This is a genomic window from Deinococcus metalli, from assembly GCF_014201805.1.
GTDB lineage: Bacteria > Deinococcota > Deinococci > Deinococcales > Deinococcaceae > Deinococcus > Deinococcus metalli.
The window spans coordinates 99931-119356 of sequence record NZ_JACHFK010000010.1; the positions used below are offsets into that span (position 1 = coordinate 99931).

The window sequence follows — 19426 nt, forward strand, 5'->3', positions numbered from 1 at the left end:
ACCGTCCCGTGCCCAGCTCGCGTGCCGCCCCACATCCTTCCTCGACGCCGGGGTCCCGGCGCGGCGGCCCATCCCGGCGGGCGCGAAGATGCCGCGAGACGTGTCCGAAACGGTGTGGGTGACCAGACCACGCTGTGCGTGCCAGACGGCCCCAACGCCTCGGACACCTGCGGGATCGTTCAACTCGCCGTGGTGGGGTCATCCGGCCGGGGCAGGGTCGAGGCCGGTTCGTGGCCCTGCTCCGGCCCCACCCTCTTGCCGGCCGTCAGGGGGTGAAAACCGCGCGCACGATGCCGTCTTCTTTGTTCTTGAACATGTCGTAGGCGCGCGGCCCGTCCTCCAGCGAGAAGCGGTGCGTGGCGAGGTAGGAGGGATCGAGTTCGCCCTTCACCGCGTGCTCCAGCAGTCTGGGGAGGTAGTGCTGGCCGTGCTGCTGGGCGGTGCGCACCGTCAGGCCCTTGTTCATGATCACCCCGACGGGAAACTTGTCCATCACGCCGTATACGCCCAGGATGGACAGCGTGCCCCCCTTGCGGACCGCCATGATGGCCTGCCGCAGCGCCTGCCCCCGGTCGGTCACGAGGCGGAGCGTCTGCAGAGCCTTGTCGTACAGGTAGCCAGGCCCGGTGCCGTGCGCCTCCATCCCCACCGCGTCGATGCAGGCGTCGGGGCCGCGCCCCCCGGTCATCTCCTGCAGGATGGCGAGCACGTCGGGCGTTTCAGCGTAATTGATGGTCTCCGAGCCGATGTGTTCACGCGCCATCTTCAGCCGCTCCGGGAAGCGGTCGATGGCGATGACCCGCTCGGCCCCGAGCAGGAAGGCGCTCTGCTGGGCCATCAGCCCCACCCCGCCGCAGCCCCACACCGCCACGATGTCGCCCGGCTTGATGTCGCAGAAGTCGGCCCCCATATAGCCGGTGGGGGCCGCGTCGGACAGAAAGAGCACCTGCTCGTCGCGCAGCCCGTCGGGGACGTGGAAGCAGCCCACGTCGGCGTGCGGCACCCGCATGTACTGCGCGTGCGATCCGGCGTAGCCCCCGAACGCGTGGGTATACCCGAAACACGCACCTGTCGGGTAGCCGAGCAGCGGTGCCTGCAGCTCGGCGTTGGGGTTGGTGTTGTCGCACAGCGAGTACAGGTCGTGCTGGCAGTACCAGCAGTCCCCACAGGCGACGAAGGACGGCACGACCACCCGGTCGCCCTTCTTGACCTTCTTCACCTCGGGGCCGACGTCCTCAACAATCCCCATGAATTCGTGGCCGATCACGTCGCCGGGCACCATGCTGGGCACGTACCCGTCGATGAAGTGCAGGTCCGAACCGCAGGTGGTGGACATCGTGATTCGCAGGATCACGTCGTGCGGGTTGACGATCTCGGGGTCGGGGACGGTCTGGACTCTCAGGTCGTTCACGCCTTCCCAGCAGAGTGCGCGCATAGGGGTTCTCCTTGGGTTCGCTGCGGTGCAGTGGAGGTCGCGCCCGTTCCGGTCGGCTCCTGTGGTGCCCAGGAGTCGACCCGACCAGACGGAGCAGGAAGGGCCTGCGGTTTCTGGAGGTGGAGGGATCGGTGCTCGTCCGACGCCCTCCGGGACGGACGGAAGCCGGATCAGGCGGTGGCGGCCCGGCCCGAGGGGTTGCGGTCTAGCGTGGGAATCTCGCCCGTCTCGACCAGGCTCTTGAAGCGGCGCAGGGCGTCGCCCGCCAGCGTCCTCGGCACCAGACCGTTCAGGGCCTTGGCTGCCGCCGCGCCGGGCGGCTGGAAGTGCAGGTGGAGCGTGACTTCGGAGCCGCGGTCACCCGGCGCGGGGCGAAAGCGCACCTCGCCCCGGTTGGGCAGCTCGGTGCCTGGAAGCGACTGCCAGCTCAGCAGTTCTCCCGGGCGGTCATCCACGATCTGGGTGTCCCAGGAGAAGCTGCGCCCACCGGGCACATGCACCGTCCAGTGCGCCCGGTCTTGATCCGTCTCGGTGATCACGGCGAAGTGTTCCATCACGCGTGGCAGGTGTCCCGCCCCGCGCCTGAAGCCGTAGAGCTCGTCGGCGGATCGGCCGATGGTCACGGAGCGTGTCACCTCGCTCGTCTTCGCCCCGGCCTGACCCGGCCGCCTGGCCAGTTCCCGGTACAACAGCGCACCGCCCGTGAGCGCCAGCGCCGCACTGCCGAACGAGACGCGCCGCAGCCCGAGCGCCAGCAGGGCCCCGCCCAGGATCAGGGTGCCCCGGCGCTGCTCCCGGCTCGCCTCGCCGGCTCCCAGCGCCCCCTTGAGTGCGTCGGCCATTCCGCCTCCTCTGTGCTGGCTCACCTGTGCGCGAAGGGAGCTGGCGTCGTTGTTGGGTTTCCATGCCACCTGGTTGTCTACGTGGTCGCCCAGACCGGTATAGGAAGTTGAGATCACCCCATGACATGTCGTCGGTTTTCCCTGAACGAACACGTGTGATGTACCCACATGGCAAAGGCTGGAGGAAAGGCACGTGGACGGTTTGACCAGCGCGGCCAGCAGGCGAGGCGTCGCGATGTCGTCCCGCTCCTCTGTATCCATCCTGCCAATCATTGGCGTCCCCTGCGTCCCTATCGGATAAATTGCAGTTCACCCGCTTTCTTATCGAGTTCTGAGCCGGCCTCAAGGGGTGTTCATCTCAGCGCTGAGGAGCTCTTATACCTAGAAGTTGCTGGGTTGAAGATGGTGCCGTTACACAACAGGAAAAAGGGCAGTGAGCGGGAGAAGATACATCAGCAATGCGTCGTTCTCTGGCGCAACGCTCCAACCACACGCCTCGCGTGGCCGATCGCCGGGCAACCGTGCTCTTTGCTCAGGTGCCCCAATTCTCGACTCCAGCCTCAGCTTCAACGACTGGCGTGAGAGGCGCGATGAGCCGATTCACAGTGCCTGCAACCGTGACCTCCCTTCGAACCGCAGGTGCGCGAGATCGTCGCCGCCGAAACGTGTGGGGCTAAGCGTTGTGGCAAGTTATTGGCGTGCAGGGAGCGGGTGGCCTTGATTTGGCAGGTGGCCTGAGATTCAGGCCACCTGCTCTACCACGTGAACGCAGTGTGTTGCTGGTGACGGCGATGGCGAGCGGGGACAGTCGAGCAAGCGGGGTAGTGGAGGGTCGTGATCAGGGCGTGCAGATCGAGAAAGCTCTGTGCTCGTTGTCGTGAACGGACGCCTCGCTGCTGACGTTCCTGCTGCCGGGTCGGCCGATGAGACTGCAGGGTCAGGTTGTTGCAGCGCGCCGTGGAGATCACGTGGACGTGCTCCACGCTGTGAAGCACGTGACGTTCCCCTAGGGCGGCGCCGTAACTCCAGAGCTTATCCGTGTGAACGACCTCTGGCACGTCGTATTCGCCCAGCAGTCGCTGGAGAAAGGATCTGGCGGCCTCGGTATCCCGGTGTTCTTGCAAGTAGACGTCCAACACGGCGCCGCGCTCATCCACGGCCCGCCACAACCAGTGCCGTACCCCACCGACCTCCACGTGCATCTCGTCAAGGGACCACGGCAAGCCCCGGCGGGGTTCGCGGTGGAGGAGACGTTATGCGACCTGGTCACTGAACGTGATGCACCAGGTGCGGATGGACCCACTGGTGACGCAGGTCTCCCGTGCCAGCAGCAGTTCTTCGACATCGCGATCGCTCAGCGTGAAGCGGTGGTCCATCCAGACGGCGTAGCCAATGATGGCGAGAGGAAACCGGTAGCCGGGGAGCGTCTGACCGCTCAGCCCAGCGTCTCCTTACCCCAACAACTTGCCACAACGCCTTGGACCCAACACCCAGCTGACGCAACCGGAGGCCGACCTGGGGGTGTTGAGGTGCGCTGGTCGATCAGCCTGGAACACGCGGACCTTCGGCGCGCAGGGCATTCGGCGGGGGAATAGGCATGGTGATCCGCAATGCAGCGCCGTGCGGGTTCTGTCGCCTCCTCACCGCAACAGGACAGGCCGGGCATCGATCCTGATCCGGAACAGACTGTAGGGCTTGCGGCGCAGGTCCTGTCCGCCGTGGTAGCGCGCCTGGCGGTGGAGTTGGTTGGCGGTCACGTAGAGGTAGCCGTCGGTCGCTACGGACAGGGTGTCGGGCCACAGCAGGCGCGGATCGTGAACGACGGTCTCCCACACCTCTCCGTCCCTGCGCCGCAGGATGGAATTGTGTTCGTAGTTCCCGGAGTAGATGTACCCGGCCGCGTCGGACTCCAGCCCATCCGAGGCGCCGCCCCGGTCCCCTTCGTCCCGGATGGCGGCGGAGACCTCGGTGTCGGGCAGGGCCCGGTCCGCGAGGGCATCGGTGCTCACGCTGTAGAGCCGCCGACTGCCGAGCGGGCAGTAGTACAGGCGTGAGCCGTCGGCCGAGATGGCAATGCCGTCCGATCCCATCCCCGCCCCCTGCTGCACCTCACCGTCCTTCTGTTCCAGAAATGGCCGCCCCTCGACGAGGGGGAGGAAGTCTTTGAGATCCTGCGGCTTGGTGGAAGGGTGGTCGTGCAGCTTCCGCCAGCTTTCGCCGCTGGCGAGGTCCACCACGATGAGGCCGTTGGGGCCCTGCTGCGCCGAGTCCGTGATGAAGGCCATCCCCGCCTCACCGCGCCTCAGGTCGAAGCGAACGTCGTTGAGGTACGAGGTGGGCAGGGCGACGTCCTGTGGGAAGAGAATCTTCTGGACCACCTGATCCGTCGCTAGGTCCACGCACACGAGCTTCGGCCCTCCGTACTGCGTGGGCTGGAACATGGGACTGCCGGTGTCGAGGATCCACAGCCGGTCCGCCGGATCGACCACGACACTCTGCACCGACACCAGGGCGGCGGCAGGGTCGTCCGGATCGGTGTCATTCGTCGCCTGATCGGGGTAGGCCACCGGCTGGCCGTCCCGCACTTCGGCGACCGTGAACTGCACGTCGTCGCCCCACTTGGGGAAATTGACGAAGATGCGCCCGGTGTGGGACACCGTCACGCCGGTGGGCATGGCGCCGCCGAAGGTCGCCACGACCTCCAGCGTTGCCACGGGTTCGTCGGTGGGCAGGGTGTGCGCCTGATTGGTCATGGGAGTCTCCGGACGAGAGAACACAGAGGATCGGAGGCGGGGCAGAAGCGCCACGCTGCTGCCCCCACGGTCTGCCTGACGTCAGGTGCTGGGGTGGAGGATCACCTTGGTCCAGCCGTCGTTGCGCTCGTCAAAATTCTTGTAGGCGTCGGGTGCCTCGTCCAGCGGCAGGTGGTGCGAGACGATGAAGGACGGTTTGGCACGGCCCACCGCGATCAGGTCCCGCAACTGGCGGTTGTACGCCTTGACGTTGCACTGCCCGGTGCCCACATGCTGCCCCCGGAACCACAGCATTCCCCAGTCGAAGGGAATCTCGCCTTTCTTGGCCAGCTGGGTGGGTGCGCCGGGGTCCTTCGGGACGAAGACGCCGACCACGCCGATCCCCCCGGTGAATTTCACAGATTTCACCAGGTTGTTCATGGTCAGCCCGGGGATTTCCTTGCCGTGGTGGTCGTGGCACTGGTACCCCACGCATTCACAGCCCCGGTCTGCTCCAAGCCCGTTGGTCAGCTCCAGCACGCGCTCTACCGGGTTCACCTGCGAGTCGTCGATAGCGATCGCCCCGATGCTCTCGGCGAGCCGCAACCGGTCGGCGTGACGGTCCACCACCATCACCATGCACGCCCCCTGAATCATGGCGGCGTGGGCCGCCATCAGGCCCACGGGACCGGCGCCGTAGATCACGACCGACTCGCCGGGGCACAGGCCTGCCAGCCGGGTCACGTGCCAGCCGGTCGGGAAGATGTCGGCCACCATCACGTAATCAGCCTCCTGTTCCCGGGCATCTGGGGGAAGCAGCAGGCAGTTGTAGTCCCCATAGGGCACGCGCAGAAGTTCGGCCTGCCCACCCTGGTAGGGCCCCATGTCGGCGAAACCGTAGGCTGCACCCGCCATGCCAGGATTGGCGGTCGTGAGGCAGAAGGCGCTCAGGCCCTTCTCGCAGTTCTTGCAAAAACCGCAGCCGATGTTGAAGGGCAGGACGACGAGGTCCCCAACCTTCACGCGGTCGACCGCGTCGCCCACCTCGACCACTTCGCCCAGGTTCTCGTGTCCGAAGATCCTGCCCTGCTCAAAATCGGTGCGGCCCTCATACATATGCAGGTCGCTGCCGCAGATGTTGGTGCTGGTGATCCTTACCAGCACGTCGGTGGGGCGCTCAAGCTGAGCATCCGGGACGTTCTTCACCGCGACGTCGCGCGGACCGTTGTACACGACGGCTCTCATGGTGTTCCTCCTGGCCGGAGAGAGGCGTCCCTCCGGTGGCGGCAAAAAGGCGGCCGATCGCTCCCTGATTCATCAGTTCCTGGCCGAGGCGTCCTGATACTGGGATACGCACCCGCCTTGACCACCCTCCTGTGGAGGAACGGGTGCCCGATTGAACATGTCGCCCTTCTCCTGTAGAGCGGCCGAGTTCCTTCTTGTGTCACTGTATTTGGTGCGTCTGCGGGCACAGTGGACGTTTGGGCCAACTGTTTCCTACGAAATGGCGACGTGGCGCAGTCGATTAGACCAAGGCCCTTTCATGAAAGCGGTCTGATTCCTCGGCACTCTTTCGGTGGACCGCTTTCAGAAGTCGACGCGGGAATGATCGTGCACCATGAATGCCCGGGCTGTGGCAGATCACTGTCGCGTTGGAATCAGAGACAGGTGGCCCACCCTTCAGGCCACCTGCTGTATCACGGTCCGCCAAATCGCGCCGGCGCTCTGTCGTTGGAGACGCCGTCGGCCGTCTCGACAGTCCTGCGCTTCCTGCCGCACGTGTCACTGGCCGCGTGCATCACCTGACGTCGGTCACGTCCCGGGTTGAACTTCAACGATCAGGTCCCGGATCTCGTAGCTCGTCAGCACTTCGTTGAAGGTGAGGTCCGGCGTGCCCACGATGCGGAGCGGCAGACCCAGCAGGCGGGCACGCTGGTGTTCCGGCACGTGCAGGCCCAGCCGGACCTGTACCGGCTGCTCCTGAACACCGACCCCGCGATGGGGCTGCTCGACCAGATCCTTGAGACCGGCGTGGCGGGCCTCCTGGAGACCTTCGAGGCCCGACCGGACGCCCGCGTGCCCACGGAGATCGCTGCGCACCACTTCATCCGCTCGTTCCTGAATCTGATCGAATGGTGGCTGCGGCAGGGACAGCCCCACAGTCCCGAGCGCATGGGCGAGATCTACCGCGAGCTGATCCTGCGGCCCACCGAGCCCGCTGCGCTGCGGCCCCGCCGGACGCCCGGCCACGCTCCAGGGAGAATCTGAGGGCGGTGCCTCACCACTGCCGTGGGTCTCGCTTGAGGCAGGCATCGCCCCTTCGTCATCACGGTTCTGACCACCCACCGCCAGTGGGACCGAGCCGCGTAACAGGTGGCCCAGACATCGAGCCACCTGGCCTCTCGCCAGAGGAACCGCGCTGCCGTGTGGTTGCTTTCAGAGGAACGAGCGTGATGGGCCGCGGCCGGAGGTCGTGTGGCTCAGTGGACACCGCGCTCGTGGAGATGGAGCGGCACGTCACGTTGACCGGACGGGAAGCGGTCGGACGGTCACCGCGCGTTCCCGATGACGCTGAGCGGCGACCGGTGACGGTACGGCTCCAGGCAGGCATAGCCCGCCGGCTTACTGCGCTCCCGGTGCCAGACCCGTTGGCCTGGAGTCCGCCCAGGGATCGAGGACGCACTTCACGCAGTGATCTTCCTTGTGCTTGAAGATGTGGTACCCGTGTGGGGCCTCGTCCAGGCTGAGGCGGTGCGAGATGACCGCCGTCGGGTCAATCTCGCCTTTCACGATGTGCTCCAGCAGCCGGGGGACGAAGCGGTGCACGTGCGTCTGCCCGGTGCGCATCGTAAGTCCCTTGTTCATGAACGCGCCGAGCGGGATTTTGTCGGCGAAGCCGCCGTAGACCCCAGGCACGCTGACGGTGCCGCCCTTGCGCACCGAGATGATCGCGGAGCGCAGGGAATGCGGGCGGTCGCTCTCCGCGATACGCGTCGTCTGCTTCACGGCGTCCGCCAGTCCACCCACGCCGAGGCCATGCGATTCCATGCCGACGGCGTCCACCACGCTGTCCGGGCCGCGCCCCCCGGTGCGGAGCTTGAGCGCCTCCAGCACCTCCTCCTGCTCGTAGTTCAAGGGATCCGCGCCCAGCGCCGCCGCCCTCGCGAGGCGGTACGGGAAGCGGTCGATGGCGATCACGTGGCCCGCGCCCAGCAGAAAGGCGCTCATGATCGTGAACAGGCCCACCGGCCCGCAGCCGTACACGGCCACCGTGTCGCCCGGCTGGATGTCGCAATTCAGCGCGCCCATGTATCCGGTGGGGAGGATATCGGTGAGGAACAGCACCTGGTCGTCGGTCAGGCCCTCGGGAACCGTGAAGAGGTTCTCGTCGGCATACAGCGTCCGCGCAAACTGCGCCTGCCCGCCCGCGTAGCCGCCCGTGAGATGCGAGTACCCGTAGATGCCGCTCGGCGCGTGCCCGAACATCTTCTCTGCGAGTTTCGCGTTCGCGTTGCTGTTGTCACACAGCGACGTGAGGTCGTGCTGGCAGAACCAGCAGTGCCCACACGCGATGGGGAAGGGCACGATGACCCGGTCTCCCACCTTGACCCTGCGCACCTCATGGCCGACCTCCACGACTTCCCCCATGAATTCGTGCCCGAGGATGTCCCCGTGCACCATGGTGGGAATGTAGCCATCGAGCAGATGCAGGTCACTGCCGCAGATGGCGGTGGAGGTGATCCGCACGATGGCGTCGGTCGGCTGCAGGATGGTCGGATCCGGGACGGTTTCGACCCCCACGCGGTTCACGCCCTGCCACACCAGCGCTTTCATGCGGTCCTCCGGTTGTCGTACAACTGCGCGAGCCCGCGCGTCACGGGGTTTTTGCGGCCGCTCGGCTGCCCCTGGTTCGTGGGTGTGCCGCCCGTCTCCAGCACGCGCTTGAGGCGCCGCAAGTCCTCGTCCACCTGCACCGCGGGTTCCTCGCCCAGCAGGCGAGCGAAGGCCACGCCCACGGCCCCCGCGGGCGGCTGGTACGTGAGGCGCACGCGCACCTCCGTGCCGCGGTCGGCGGGCGCGGGCCTGAAGTCCACGCTCCCCTCGTTCATGATCTGGCTGCCCTCCACACTGCGCCACGCGAGATGCCGCTCGGGGTCGTCCTCGGTCAGCATCGCGTCCCACTCGACGCGGCTCCCGGCGGGGCCCTTCGCCACCCAGTGCGAGCGGCCCTCACCCTGCACGCGCACGCTCTCCAGGTGAGTCATGAACCGCGCGAGGTTCTCGAAGTCCCGCCAGAAGGCGTACACCTCCGCGACGGGCCTCGTGATGGTAACGGCGCGCTCCACCTCGTGGCGTGACGTGGCCGCGCGCGCGCGCCGCTGCACGACGTTCTCCGGCAGCCGCGCGGTGGAGCCCCGCATGGCAACCAGTGCGGCCCCTGCCGCCATGCCCAGAACGGCGGGGGCCAGCCGAAGAAGGGGGGGCGCTGGCCTGGCCTTGCTCAGCACAGGCGCCTGCCCGGACACGGCGGCGTGCCCGCCCACCCCCGCGAGGTGCAGGCCGCACACCGTGTCCACGACCGTCGTGGCCGTCACCATGCCCAGCGCCGCGCCCACCCGCGCGCGGGCCGGATTCTCGGGCGTCAGGGCCGCGCCGAGGGCGGCGAGGTCGACAACGTCGCCGATGACCCGCGACCACACCCCGACCGTCGGCTGCGTGAAGACCAGCGCAGCGTGCGCGAGTTCCCGGGCGCCGAACAGGCGGACCCGATCGGCGCGGTCCGGCACGCCCAGGGCGCCCGCGAGCCGTCCGCTCGCGAGGAGTTCCGTGGCGCCGAGGGCCACGCTGTACCAGCCCAGCGCACGCGCAAATTGATACACATTCGTCATGTGTCATGACCTCCCACAGTGATGGGGAGCGCCGGTGTCGGTCCGGCGTTCGATCACTCACGGTTCAGAACCCTGCTGGGGTCACGTTGTCACAACCGTGCCGACACCGGGCAACACGACAGGACGTCCTCCAGATGGCCTGTCGCCTCCTCGTGTTCGAGGTGCTGTACGTCAGGAACGCTTAGCGGCCCTGATTGCCGCCGCCCTGGCCTCCGCGGTTCCCGCCCTGATCCCCACTGCTGCCGCCATCATTGTCGTGGCTGTGCTTGCCGGCCTCACGCGCTTCTTCCGAGGTGAACTCGTGCGCGTTCCCACTTTCGTGCGCGGCCTTGCCGGCTTCACCGCTTCTTCCGACGTGAACTCGTGTGCGTTCCCACTTTCATGGGCGGCCTTACCGCCCTTGCTGGCGATCTCGCGCTGCTTGTCGGGATCCATCGCGGCGAAGCCCCGCTCACTGCTGCCACCGCTCTGCCCACCCTGGTCGCCGCCGGAATTCCCGCCCTGGCCGCCCTGTGAGCCACCGGAGTTGCCGCCGTTCCCGTTGTTTCCCTGCGTCATGATCGAACCTCCACTTCGAGTGAAATCCCATGCCAGTTGGCATGGGACTGACCATGCGCTCGTGCGCCCTCCAGACAGTTCGGGATCAGATCAAGGCAGACGCCACCCTGTCGAAGTGGGCCTAAGCGGAGGCGGAAGGGACCTTGACCCCGTTCTTAGACGGGCCACTGGCCGACGATCCCAGGAGTGGCGCCGACACGGGACGGTGCATCCGCCCTCAGCACCGTAGATCCTCCGCCCCCGGACTCACGGAAGCCGATTCTCAGATAGGGTTCCGCGCCGTGATCGGCAGCCAGGGCTGTGCGCTGGCTGCCCGTCCGGTTCAGCCGAGGGCGAGCTGCGGCGTTCCGTCCGACGTCCAGACCAAGGGCTCGATGTGCAGTTCCCGCTGCGTGCCCAGGGCGTTCCAGGCATGGAACACGAGGTGATCCTGCCCTTGTCCATCGCGAACCACACTGTTGTGGCCCGGCCCCCGCAGGCCACCCAGACCAGACGCCAGCACCACCGGCCCCTCCTGCGGCTCCCGCCACGGACCCAGCGGATGGTCGGCGACCGCGTGTCCCACGCCGTAGGTCTCGTTCGTCCACGCGCCCCCGGAGTAGAAGAGGTGATACGTCCCTTGCCGCTTCACGACGAACGGGCCTTCGAGGGTGTGCCAGTCGTACACCCGGCCATACATGGAGCGGTCCCGCTGGTAGCGTTGCCACTCGCTGCTGGCGCCCAGGACGGGCACGGGAGGGCCCACCAGCCGGGTCATGTCATCGAGGCGCTGCGCAGCCAGCACCGTGCCGGGACGCTCTCCGGTCAGATCGTCGCGGGCGTAGTACAGGTACCACGCGCCGTCATCGTCCTGAAACGGGTGGGGGTCGATGGCGAAGGGCTCGTCCGGCGTGAGATTGAGCCCCTGGTCGACGAAGGGGCCCAGGGGGCTGGCACTGACCGCCACGCGCAGGTGGTGCCCTTTGTCCTCGATGCCCACCGAGTAGTACATGTAGAACGACCCGCCACGTTCCGCCACCTCCGGCGCCCAGTACGCGCGGGGTTCGTCGGTGACGGGCACGAGGGATCCACCGTGCGACACCCACGTCCGGAGATCCGGCGAGCTGAGCACCTCGAAGGCCAGGCCTCCGGGTTCCTGCTGACCGTCAAGCCCCGTGCCATACGCGTAATACCGGTCACCGCTGCGCAGCACGAAGGGATCGGCGAAATAGCCGGGATGCGCCGGGGCGATGCTCGCGCGGCTCATGGCGTGGGCGCGGGCTGTGGGGTCAGGGTCACGCCGCCGAAGATCACCCTGCCATTCTTGAATCCCACCCGGTCGAGGCGCATGCTGCGCTGTCCACCGTTGGCGTCACCCACCGCGCCGAGCGTCCACGCGTGGTACACCAGCCAGGTCTGCCCCGCGCCGTCCTGGACCACCGACTGGTGGCCTGGCCCGACCACCCGGCCGCTGGTGACCACCAGCGGTTCGGGCGCCTTGGTGTACGGCCCGGTCAGGGCCCTGGACGTGGCGTAGCCCACCGCGTAGGTCTCGTTGTCGTAGCTGGCCCCGGAGTACAGCAGGTAGTAGAAGCCGTCCGAGTAATGCAGGGTCGGCGCCTCGATCACTGCTCCCTCCCACAGCGCGCCGTTGCTGATCAGCAGCGTTTCCTTGCCGACCAGGGCGAGGCCGTCCGCGCTGAGCTTCTGCAGATAGATGCCGGTGCTGAGGTTGCAGCAGTTACCGTCGTTCTTCCACAGCAGGTACCGCTGGCCGTCTTTGTCCTGGAAGGGGCTGGCGTCGATGCTGCCGCCCAGGTCCGCCTGGCAGACCAGGGGCCGCTCGCTGGCGTCGGTGAAGGGGCCCTCGGGGCTGCGGGCCACCGCGGCGCCCACGCACTGCCGCTCACTCAGGACGTCGCGGGTCGTGTAGTACAGGACGAAGCGGTTCGGACCGAAGGCCATAACTTCCGGCGCCCACGTCAGACCGCCGCGGGCCCAGCGCGGTTGACTGGCGAGCGCGTCGCCCACATACGACCAGTGCACCAGGTCGCGTGAGCGGTGCACCGGCACGTCGCCGCCATTGCCATTGGTCACGTAGGCGTAGTACCAGCTCCCCACCTTGAGCACGAAGGGATCGGGGACATTGTCGTCGAGGACGGGATTGGTGTACGTCGTGGTCATGGGAGGGCCCCCTCCACCGGCGCGGGCATTGAAGCCGGCCAGCGCGGTCACGCACAGGCCGAGAACGAGAACACATCGGGCGGTCCAGGTCATGACGAACTCCTTGGAGCGTCGGCGCGGCTGAGAAAGGGGAGCGCGTCCTGCGGCACCGGGGCGGGTTCACTGGCCGGAACCAGTGGCTGCCGGATGAACTCGCGGAAGAAGGGCAGCACCGGGTCCGGCTGCCGGTCGTGGATCGCCGGCGTGAGGTGATAGAGGCCGCTGGGGCACACCTGACCCTCCAGCCGGGTCAGGCCGGTGTGCCAGTCCACGTGGTCGAAGAGCGGCCACCACGTCGCTCCGAGCACCGCCGCTCCCTGCCGCCGCGCACTCAGGATCTCGCTGCCCAGCCAGCGCAGCCAGGCCTCACGCTGCGTGTCCGTGCTGGTCTCCGCCACGTACAGCGGCAGGCCGTAGCGGGCGTGGTACTCCAGTAGCGTCCGGGCCAGACCGGGGGGCTGCGGGTCGGGGTACAGGTGGTAGTCCCCACGCCGGCCCCAGTCGCCCGGATGGGCAGGGGCCTCCGGCGGCAGGATCACGTGTTCGCTGCCGGGGTAGTAATCGAGGCCGATCACGTCCGGTGGCGTCGGCTCGCCCAGCACGGCCTCCAGGGCGCCTGGACCTGCCACCTCGGCCAGCGCCGCATACAGCGCCGTGTGCGGCTCCAGGCGGCCACACAGGACGTCGAAGGCCACGTACCGCCATTCGGTCAGCTCGGCGGCGAGCGGCGTCAGCTCCGGGGCGGTGGCCCGGAAGCGGTCGGCGCCGTCGTTGAGCCAGATCTCGGCCCGGGGGTTGGCGGCCCGGATGGCCTGGATGCTCTCCCTCAGGCCGGTGAGCACGGGCCACAGGCTGCGCGCGAACTCCTGAACGCCCTGTCCGTGGGGAGGCCAGGTGCCGTTGCCGCCAGAAAAGAACGACCAGATGTACGGCTCGTTGAAGGGCGTGATCCTGGTGATGTCCGGATAGCGCTCGCAGAACGCGCGGGCATACGCCGTCACGGCGGCCGGATACCCGGGATCCCGCAGCCCACCGGGCAGCCACGCGGGCGTGCCGAAGTGCAGCAGATCCCAGATCGGCTCGAGGTCGAGGTCGCGCAGCAGGGCGACGACCCGATCGGCCCAGGTCCAGTCGAAGGTGCCGGGAGCCGGATGGAGATCGGGCCACGGCAGACCGTAGCGCAGGTGGGTCACGCCCACACCGGCGGCGAGGCGCAGGTCGTCCTCCCAGCGCTCCCGGTGGGCCGTCCAGGCGTACTGATCCCAGCCCAGCGCCGGATTCACGGTGTTCTCGATCCCCACGGCCCAGAAGAAGTCGGGCCTGCTCATTCCTTGAGCCCGGTCACGGCGATCCCCTGCTCGAGGTACCGCTGGGCCAGCAGGTAGACCACCAGCACCGGCACCGCGGCGATGGCGGTGCCGGCCATCAGCTTGCCGTAGTCGGTGGTGTAGCGGCTGGAGAACGAGTTGATGCCCACGGGCAGCGTCTGCAGGTCGCCGTGGACGACGAACAGCGGCCACACGTAGTTGTTCCAGGACGCCATGAACGAGAACACCGCCAGGGTCGCCAGCGCCGGGATGCTGAGCGGCAGGATGACGAACCACAGCACCTGCAGGTGGTTGGCGCCGTCGAGGCGCGCGGCCTCCTCGAGTTCGCGGGGTATGCCCACGAAGAACTGCCGCAGCAGGAAGACCCCGAAGGCGCCGGCCACGCCGGGCCAGATCAGGGCGTGGAAGGTGTCGATCCAGTTGAGCTGGATCATCATGATGTAGCTGGGGATCAGGGTGACGATGCCCGGCACCATCATCGAGCTCAGCACGAACCAGAACCACGCGTCACGGCCGGGGAACGACAGGCGCGCGAAGGCGTAGGCGGCCAGCACGCACACGGTCAGGTGCGCGGCGGTGAAGGCCACGGACGTGAACAGCGAGTTCCATGCCCAGCGCAGGATGTTGCCGTCCGGCGACGTCAGGATCTCGCGGTAGTTGTCGATGGTGGGATGCGCAGGAATCCACTGCACCGGCACCGCAATGGTGTCGGCCTCCGGTTTGAAGCTGGTGCTCACCATCCAGTACAGCGGGGCCAGGAACAGCAGCGCCAGCAGCAGCAGCAGCGCGAAGCGTGGCAGGTCTCGGGGGCCCCGGCGCCGCAGCGGCCGGCCCCCCAGGGTGTCGGTCACGGGCACCGGCGTGGTGGGCAGCCGGGTGGCCGGCAGGGGATCGGTCATGTCCGGTCACCGCCCCGGATGTCCCGCGCCATGGTGCGGAACTGGATGGCGGTGAACACCAGCATCAGCAGGCCGAACACGAAACTCATCGCTGTGGCCGACGAGAACTGGTTGTTGCTGAAGGCTTCCTCGGTGATGTACATGATCACGCTCTGGGTGCCGCGCGCCGGGCCTCCCGCGGTGATCACCTGCGGCTGCCCGAAGAGCTGCAGCGAGGCCAGCACCGTCGTCACGACCACGAACAGCGTGGTGGGCTGCAGCAGCGGCACGGTGATGAAGCGGAACTTCTGGGCACCGCTCGCGCCGTCGAGTTCCGCCGCCTCGTACACCGAGGTCGGGATGTTCCCCATGGCGGCCAGGTACAGGGTCATGTTGAAACCGATCGTCCACCACACGGTGCCCACGGTGATCGGCACCCAGGCCCAGCCGTCGGTGGTCAGGAAGGGAATGGTCGGGTGCCCCAGCGCGCCCAGGACGTTGTTCACCAGGCCGCTCTGGTTCTCGAACATCCACCGCCACAGGATGCCCATCACCGAGACGCTGAGGATGCCGGGCATGAAGAAGATCGAGCGGAACACCGTGCGCAGCGCAATGGGCCGGAACAGGAGCTGCGCCAGCCCCAGCGCGGTCGCCACCAGGAGCGGCACGCTGATCGCCGTGAACAGGAGCGTGTTGATCAGCGTGCGCCAGAAGAAGTCGCGCTGCGGGGTGTCCCGGAAGAGGTTCAGGTAGAACTCGGCCCCCACGAAGGGCTGGGTGTCCGACAGCGGATCCCAGCGGTGCACGCTGATGTAGAGCCCGAACACGATCGGGTACACCAGGAACACCAGGAAGAAGACGGCGTGCGGGAGCAGGAACAGGTACGGCACCAGCGGGTGGTTGTCGTGCAGGCCCCGCCGGCCGCCCGGAGCGCGGGGGTGGGTGGTCGTCATCACATACCTCCGGGAAGGGCGGACGCAGGGCGCGTCCTTACTTGATGGTCTTGCGGGCCTGTTCGATCTGCTTGGCGGCTTCCTTCTGCGCGTCGCTCAGGGCCTGGGTCACCGACTTCTTCCCGAGCACCGCGGCCTCGACCGCGCCGTCCCACGCGCCGCGCACCTGGCCGACCCACGGGTAGCCACTGGTCGCGTAGACGTTGGGCAGCCCCTCGAAGAGGCCGGAGACGGGGTTGTTGTCGTAGCTCTTGTCCTTGGCCACCACCGGCTGGGTGGGCAGGCCGCCCGCCGCCGTCCACGTCAGGTTCTGCGCGGGCTGCGTCATCCAGGCAATGAATTCCAGCGCTGCCGCGCGCTTGTTCTTGTCGTAGTTCGCCCGCTGCCGGGGCAGGGTCAGGTGGCTGGAGCCGCCCCACGCGGCGTTCATCTTGGTGCCCAGCTGCGGCACCGGCGTGACCCCGAAGTTCAGGCCGGTCTGCCCCTTGTACTGCTCGAGCATCCACACGCCGTTGAAGTTGAAACAGGCCTTGCCCTGGCGGAAGGCCGCGATCTCGCTCTGCTCGGTGGCGTTCGCGGGGGACACGTGGTACTTCTGCACCTGATCGACCAGGAACTGCAGGGCTTCCTGGGCCCCTGGGCTGGTGAAGGCCGCGTTCTGCTCCTTGTCCACGAGGTCGGCCCCGTTCTGGCGCGACACCGAGTACGCGATGGTGCCGCCCATCCAGCCGTTCACGACTCCGGCGGCCCAGGTGTTCAGGTTCTTGGCGTCGAAGCCGGCGTCGCCCGGGTGTTTGCCCGCCTTGTCCACCGTGCACTTCTGCGCCGCCGCGAGGTACTCACTGCGGTTGGTGGGCACCTTGGTCACGCCAGCCTTGGCGAGCAGGTCCTTGTTGTAATACATCGCCAGCGCCACCGAGTGCACGGGAACGCCGTAGGACATGCCCTTGTAGTCGGCGGTGGCCCACAGCGGCCCATAGAACCGCGCCTTGTCGATGCCGGCGGCGCTCAGCTCGGTGGGCGTCAGGGGCGTCAGGGCGCCACGCGCGATGAAGCCGGTGACCTGATCCTCGTTGATGGCGACGATGTCCGCCGCACGTCCCGAAGCGACCAGGGGCCCCAGTTGTTGCCACGTGGTGCCCCACGGCTGGGCCTGCCCCTTGACCTGGATGTTCGGGTGGGACGCGTTGAACTGGGTGATGAGCTTTTCCATGATCGGCCGGTCCGGGCCGGTGAAGCCGTGAAGATACGTCAGCTGCACCTTCGGGCCGCTGTAGGCGGCCAGGGACGTGCCGGTGGCGAGGAGCAGGGTCAGGCTAACGGTGCGCTTCATAGACAGCCTCCTGGTGGGGGAGAGGGCGAGCTTTGCATTACTGCGTCGAGTGATCGTGAGGGGGAGCGCCAGCGGACGCCCGAGCAGGTGGAGAGGTGTCAGGTCATCGGCGCCGACCCCCTGAGCCGGAGAGCCGGACGGCTGTGGCGTCTGCTCTGCAGTCAGTAGGACCTGTGACATTCCGTTGGTACTGACCTGATACACAGTTGAGGATGGATACTGGCGTGACGTGCCGCAGGAACATGGCTCACTCCTGACTGAACTGACCTCCAGAACAGGTACTGGACGGGCTTTTTCGCGTTTGTTGCCGAAACTATAGGCGAGCGCCACGCCCGGTAGTGATTTGTGTCGTGTTCACGTGATCTTCACGTCCTGGGCAGCTCATGTGTCGTTTGGGAGCCGATCAAGGCACGAACTGAATGACGCCACGCGCGGCTGGACTCGCGGATGGCAAGGATGGCGCGCTTCAGAAGCGATCCCTCGACGTCCTTGTCGATGAAGAGAGTTGGTGGCAGGCCACGTGGCGTGAGAACCGATGCCGGGGAGCTGCTATCCACCCAGCATCACGTCGACGTAGCCCAACACCTGGTCATACCCATGGGTCAGGACGGCATGTGCACTGGTGACCGGGCGGAAGGCCGCCTAGACTCGCCGGGTGACCGCATCTGCCGTCATGCGGGCTGCGCCGCTCCGCTTCGCCCAGCACCACAGATTGCCCTGCGGTGCCCGCCAAGCTTCAGGAGATTGCTGGTGTCAACGTTGCGTTCTTCCCTCCGGTTCCTCGTCCGTGTTCTCGCTTCTCGGTGCACGTCCTGGAGTCAGGTCTGCCTCACGTCTCGTCCACTCTGGCCGTCTTCCCCTGACCATCCCCTCGGAGCTTCGCGGGTGGCTGCGTGACCGGCACGGTGGCCGCACCCCGCCGTATCGACTTCCTGATCGAGTCGATGGAGGCGCTTGCCGGCATGGAACGCGCGACGGCCACCATCGCCACGGGTCTGCACGATCTGGGGTATCGCGTGCGGATCGTGTGTCTGCGTGGAACGCGCAGCGCATTCCCGCTTCCGCCCGGCGTGACCCTCACGCCACTCGGCTTTCCAGCCGGCACGCTGCGGCTGCGCCAGGAAACGGTGCCCATTCTGCGAGCGGTGCGCCGCCACGTGGTGGCCGATCCACCAGACGTCCTCGTGGCAGTGGACTCGTTCCTGGTGCCGTTCACGTTCCCGGCCCTGTTGGGAACGCGTGTGCGGCGCGTCGCATGGGAGCACTTCAACCTCGGCACCAACCTGAACATGCGCTCCAGGGCGCTCGCCCGGCCCATCGCCGCGTTGATCAGCCACGATGTCCTCACCCTGACGCTCGACGATGCCGGCGCGTGGCGCGCCGCGTTCCCCTGGGCCAGGGCTCGCCTTCACGCCATGCCCAATTCGCTCCCCACGCCCCGGCCAACCCGCAACCCCTACGGCGTGGACGGCACGTCCCGCCGGCTCGTGATCGCGGCCGGCCGGTTGGACGGCCAGAAAGGATTTGACCGGCTGATGGATGCGTGGGCGCTTATCGAGCAGGACGTGCCGGACTGGTCGCTGGCCGTGTACGGTCACGGCCCCGATGAAGACACCCTGCGCGCGCAGATGCAGCGTTTGGGCGTCCAGAGGGTCGCGCTGCATCCCCCGACGGCGAATATTCACGACGTGTACGCTCGGGCCGGTGCCTACGCCCTGAGTTCCCGGCACGAAGGACTGCCGATGGTCCTCATCGAGAGTCAGGCACAGGGCATTCCGGCTGTCGCCTTCGACTGCCGGACCGGGCCAGCTGAGATCATCCGCGGCGGCGGTCACCTTGTGCCGGACGGTGACGTGCCGGCGTTTGCAAGCACCCTGCGCACCTTGCTGCGGGACGACGCCACGCGCGCGGCGATGAGTGACGCGGCGTTTGAGGACGCCGCCCGGTACGACGCGCCGCTGGTGCTGAACCGCTGGGCTGCTCTACTGGAAGGCCGATGATGCTCCACTGAGCGGCCCTGTCCTGCCCTGATTGACAGGCATCAGTACTGGCAACGCACCCTCCGAAGGCCGAACGCTGCTCAACAGGCGGCCTGACCGTCAAGCTGCCCGTCGCTCTACCACCACGGACATGAGCAGTACTGCGATTCGGTTGTTTCGCCGGTTGTGGCAGGGCATCGGCTGCCGGAACGATGCTGGCAAGTTGGCCGGGCGCGGCGTGAAGCCCTTCCCGGCCGCCGCTAAAACATGGTTGGAAACCAGGAAGCAGGCGACCTG

General features: G+C 67.3%; 16 protein-coding genes and 1 pseudogene. 2 read left to right on the plus strand and 15 right to left on the minus strand.

Going from position 1 to position 19426, the window contains the following annotated elements; all coding sequences use genetic code 11:
- Nucleotides 1-265: 265 nt before the first annotated feature.
- From HNQ07_RS17520 to HNQ07_RS24445, 6 genes and pseudogenes are all read right to left on the minus strand, one after another.
- On the minus strand, nucleotides 266-1435 hold the full coding sequence (locus HNQ07_RS17520; RefSeq protein WP_184114147.1) for a zinc-dependent alcohol dehydrogenase: 1170 nt from the start codon (nucleotides 1433-1435) through the stop codon (nucleotides 266-268).
- Between the two features lie 170 nt (nucleotides 1436-1605).
- Nucleotides 1606-2277, minus strand: coding sequence for an SRPBCC family protein (locus HNQ07_RS17525; protein WP_184114149.1), 672 nt, complete (start codon nucleotides 2275-2277; stop codon nucleotides 1606-1608).
- A 755-nt stretch (nucleotides 2278-3032) separates the two neighbouring features.
- Nucleotides 3033-3716, minus strand: a pseudogene (locus HNQ07_RS17530) (IS6 family transposase).
- A gap of 201 nt (nucleotides 3717-3917) precedes the next feature.
- Nucleotides 3918-5030 (minus strand): L-dopachrome tautomerase-related protein, encoded by a 1113-nt coding sequence (locus HNQ07_RS17535; RefSeq protein ID WP_184114152.1) that lies wholly within the window; start codon nucleotides 5028-5030, stop codon nucleotides 3918-3920.
- Between the two features lie 81 nt (nucleotides 5031-5111).
- Nucleotides 5112-6254 carry a glutathione-independent formaldehyde dehydrogenase gene (locus HNQ07_RS17540; protein WP_184114154.1) on the minus strand — a complete coding sequence of 381 codons (1143 nt, stop codon included), beginning with the start codon at nucleotides 6252-6254 and terminating at the stop codon, nucleotides 5112-5114.
- Nucleotides 6255-6821: 567 nt separating this feature from the next.
- Nucleotides 6822-6956 (minus strand): hypothetical protein, encoded by a 135-nt coding sequence (locus HNQ07_RS24445; RefSeq protein ID WP_268245902.1) that lies wholly within the window; start codon nucleotides 6954-6956, stop codon nucleotides 6822-6824.
- Here HNQ07_RS24445 and HNQ07_RS17545 point away from each other — a divergent pair, their 5' ends adjacent.
- Nucleotides 6957-7277 carry a TetR-like C-terminal domain-containing protein gene (locus HNQ07_RS17545; RefSeq protein ID WP_184114156.1) on the plus strand — a complete coding sequence of 107 codons (321 nt, stop codon included), beginning with the start codon at nucleotides 6957-6959 and terminating at the stop codon, nucleotides 7275-7277.
- Nucleotides 7278-7631: 354 nt separating this feature from the next.
- Here the strand turns inward: HNQ07_RS17545 and HNQ07_RS17550 are convergent, their stop codons facing one another.
- From HNQ07_RS17550 to HNQ07_RS17590, 9 genes are all read right to left on the minus strand, one after another.
- Entirely contained in the window at nucleotides 7632-8843 is a 1212-nt protein-coding gene (locus tag HNQ07_RS17550; RefSeq protein WP_184114158.1) for a zinc-dependent alcohol dehydrogenase, read from the minus strand.
- Nucleotides 8840-9898 (minus strand): SRPBCC family protein, encoded by a 1059-nt coding sequence (locus HNQ07_RS24175; RefSeq protein WP_229832107.1) that lies wholly within the window; start codon nucleotides 9896-9898, stop codon nucleotides 8840-8842. Before HNQ07_RS24175 ends, HNQ07_RS17550 begins: the two co-directional genes overlap by 4 nt.
- A 171-nt stretch (nucleotides 9899-10069) precedes the next feature.
- A complete protein-coding gene (locus HNQ07_RS17560; protein WP_229832108.1) occupies nucleotides 10070-10456 on the minus strand; it encodes a KGG domain-containing protein in 387 nt (128 codons plus the stop codon).
- 322 nt (nucleotides 10457-10778) lie between these two features.
- Complete coding sequence (locus HNQ07_RS17565; protein ID WP_184114160.1) at nucleotides 10779-11702, minus strand: glycoside hydrolase family 43 protein; 924 nt, start codon at nucleotides 11700-11702, stop codon at nucleotides 10779-10781.
- A complete protein-coding gene (locus HNQ07_RS17570; RefSeq protein ID WP_184114162.1) occupies nucleotides 11699-12712 on the minus strand; it encodes a glycoside hydrolase family 43 protein in 1014 nt (337 codons plus the stop codon). The genes HNQ07_RS17565 and HNQ07_RS17570 overlap by 4 nt, the downstream gene beginning before the upstream one ends.
- Entirely contained in the window at nucleotides 12709-13986 is a 1278-nt protein-coding gene (locus HNQ07_RS17575; RefSeq protein WP_184114164.1) for a family 1 glycosylhydrolase, read from the minus strand. The genes HNQ07_RS17570 and HNQ07_RS17575 overlap by 4 nt, the downstream gene beginning before the upstream one ends.
- Nucleotides 13983-14885, minus strand: a complete 903-nt coding sequence (locus HNQ07_RS17580; RefSeq protein ID WP_184114166.1) for a carbohydrate ABC transporter permease — start codon at nucleotides 14883-14885, stop codon at nucleotides 13983-13985. The genes HNQ07_RS17575 and HNQ07_RS17580 overlap by 4 nt, the downstream gene beginning before the upstream one ends.
- Nucleotides 14882-15817, minus strand: coding sequence for a carbohydrate ABC transporter permease (locus HNQ07_RS17585; protein ID WP_184114169.1), 936 nt, complete (start codon nucleotides 15815-15817; stop codon nucleotides 14882-14884). Before HNQ07_RS17585 ends, HNQ07_RS17580 begins: the two co-directional genes overlap by 4 nt.
- A gap of 37 nt (nucleotides 15818-15854) precedes the next feature.
- The gene (locus HNQ07_RS17590) at nucleotides 15855-17150 is read right to left on the minus strand and encodes an ABC transporter substrate-binding protein (RefSeq protein ID WP_184114171.1); all 1296 of its coding nucleotides are present in this window, start codon (nucleotides 17148-17150) and stop codon (nucleotides 15855-15857) included.
- 893 nt (nucleotides 17151-18043) lie between these two features.
- On the opposite strand from HNQ07_RS17590, the gene HNQ07_RS17595 reads away from it, so the two are divergent.
- Nucleotides 18044-19150: a glycosyltransferase family 4 protein gene (locus tag HNQ07_RS17595; RefSeq protein WP_184114173.1), complete on the plus strand. Its 1107-nt coding sequence runs from the start codon at nucleotides 18044-18046 to the stop codon at nucleotides 19148-19150.
- Nucleotides 19151-19426 lie beyond the last annotated feature (276 nt).

What these genes read in the sequence shown, in the direction of transcription:
- HNQ07_RS17520 (WP_184114147.1), bottom strand. Translation starts at nt 1,435, where the DNA reads ATGCGCGCACTCTGCTGGGAAGGCGTGAACGACCTGAGAGTCCAGACC.
- HNQ07_RS17525 (WP_184114149.1), bottom strand. Translation starts at nt 2,277, where the DNA reads ATGGCCGACGCACTCAAGGGGGCGCTGGGAGCCGGCGAGGCGAGCCGG.
- HNQ07_RS17535 (WP_184114152.1), bottom strand. Translation starts at nt 5,030, where the DNA reads ATGACCAATCAGGCGCACACCCTGCCCACCGACGAACCCGTGGCAACG.
- HNQ07_RS17540 (WP_184114154.1), bottom strand. Translation starts at nt 6,254, where the DNA reads ATGAGAGCCGTCGTGTACAACGGTCCGCGCGACGTCGCGGTGAAGAAC.
- HNQ07_RS17550 (WP_184114158.1), bottom strand. Translation starts at nt 8,843, where the DNA reads ATGAAAGCGCTGGTGTGGCAGGGCGTGAACCGCGTGGGGGTCGAAACC.
- HNQ07_RS24175 (WP_229832107.1), bottom strand. Translation starts at nt 9,898, where the DNA reads ATGACGAATGTGTATCAATTTGCGCGTGCGCTGGGCTGGTACAGCGTG.
- HNQ07_RS17560 (WP_229832108.1), bottom strand. Translation starts at nt 10,456, where the DNA reads ATGACGCAGGGAAACAACGGGAACGGCGGCAACTCCGGTGGCTCACAG.
- HNQ07_RS17565 (WP_184114160.1), bottom strand. Translation starts at nt 11,702, where the DNA reads ATGAGCCGCGCGAGCATCGCCCCGGCGCATCCCGGCTATTTCGCCGAT.
- HNQ07_RS17570 (WP_184114162.1), bottom strand. Translation starts at nt 12,712, where the DNA reads ATGACCTGGACCGCCCGATGTGTTCTCGTTCTCGGCCTGTGCGTGACC.
- HNQ07_RS17575 (WP_184114164.1), bottom strand. Translation starts at nt 13,986, where the DNA reads ATGAGCAGGCCCGACTTCTTCTGGGCCGTGGGGATCGAGAACACCGTG.
- HNQ07_RS17580 (WP_184114166.1), bottom strand. Translation starts at nt 14,885, where the DNA reads ATGACCGATCCCCTGCCGGCCACCCGGCTGCCCACCACGCCGGTGCCC.
- HNQ07_RS17585 (WP_184114169.1), bottom strand. Translation starts at nt 15,817, where the DNA reads ATGACGACCACCCACCCCCGCGCTCCGGGCGGCCGGCGGGGCCTGCAC.
- HNQ07_RS17590 (WP_184114171.1), bottom strand. Translation starts at nt 17,150, where the DNA reads ATGAAGCGCACCGTTAGCCTGACCCTGCTCCTCGCCACCGGCACGTCC.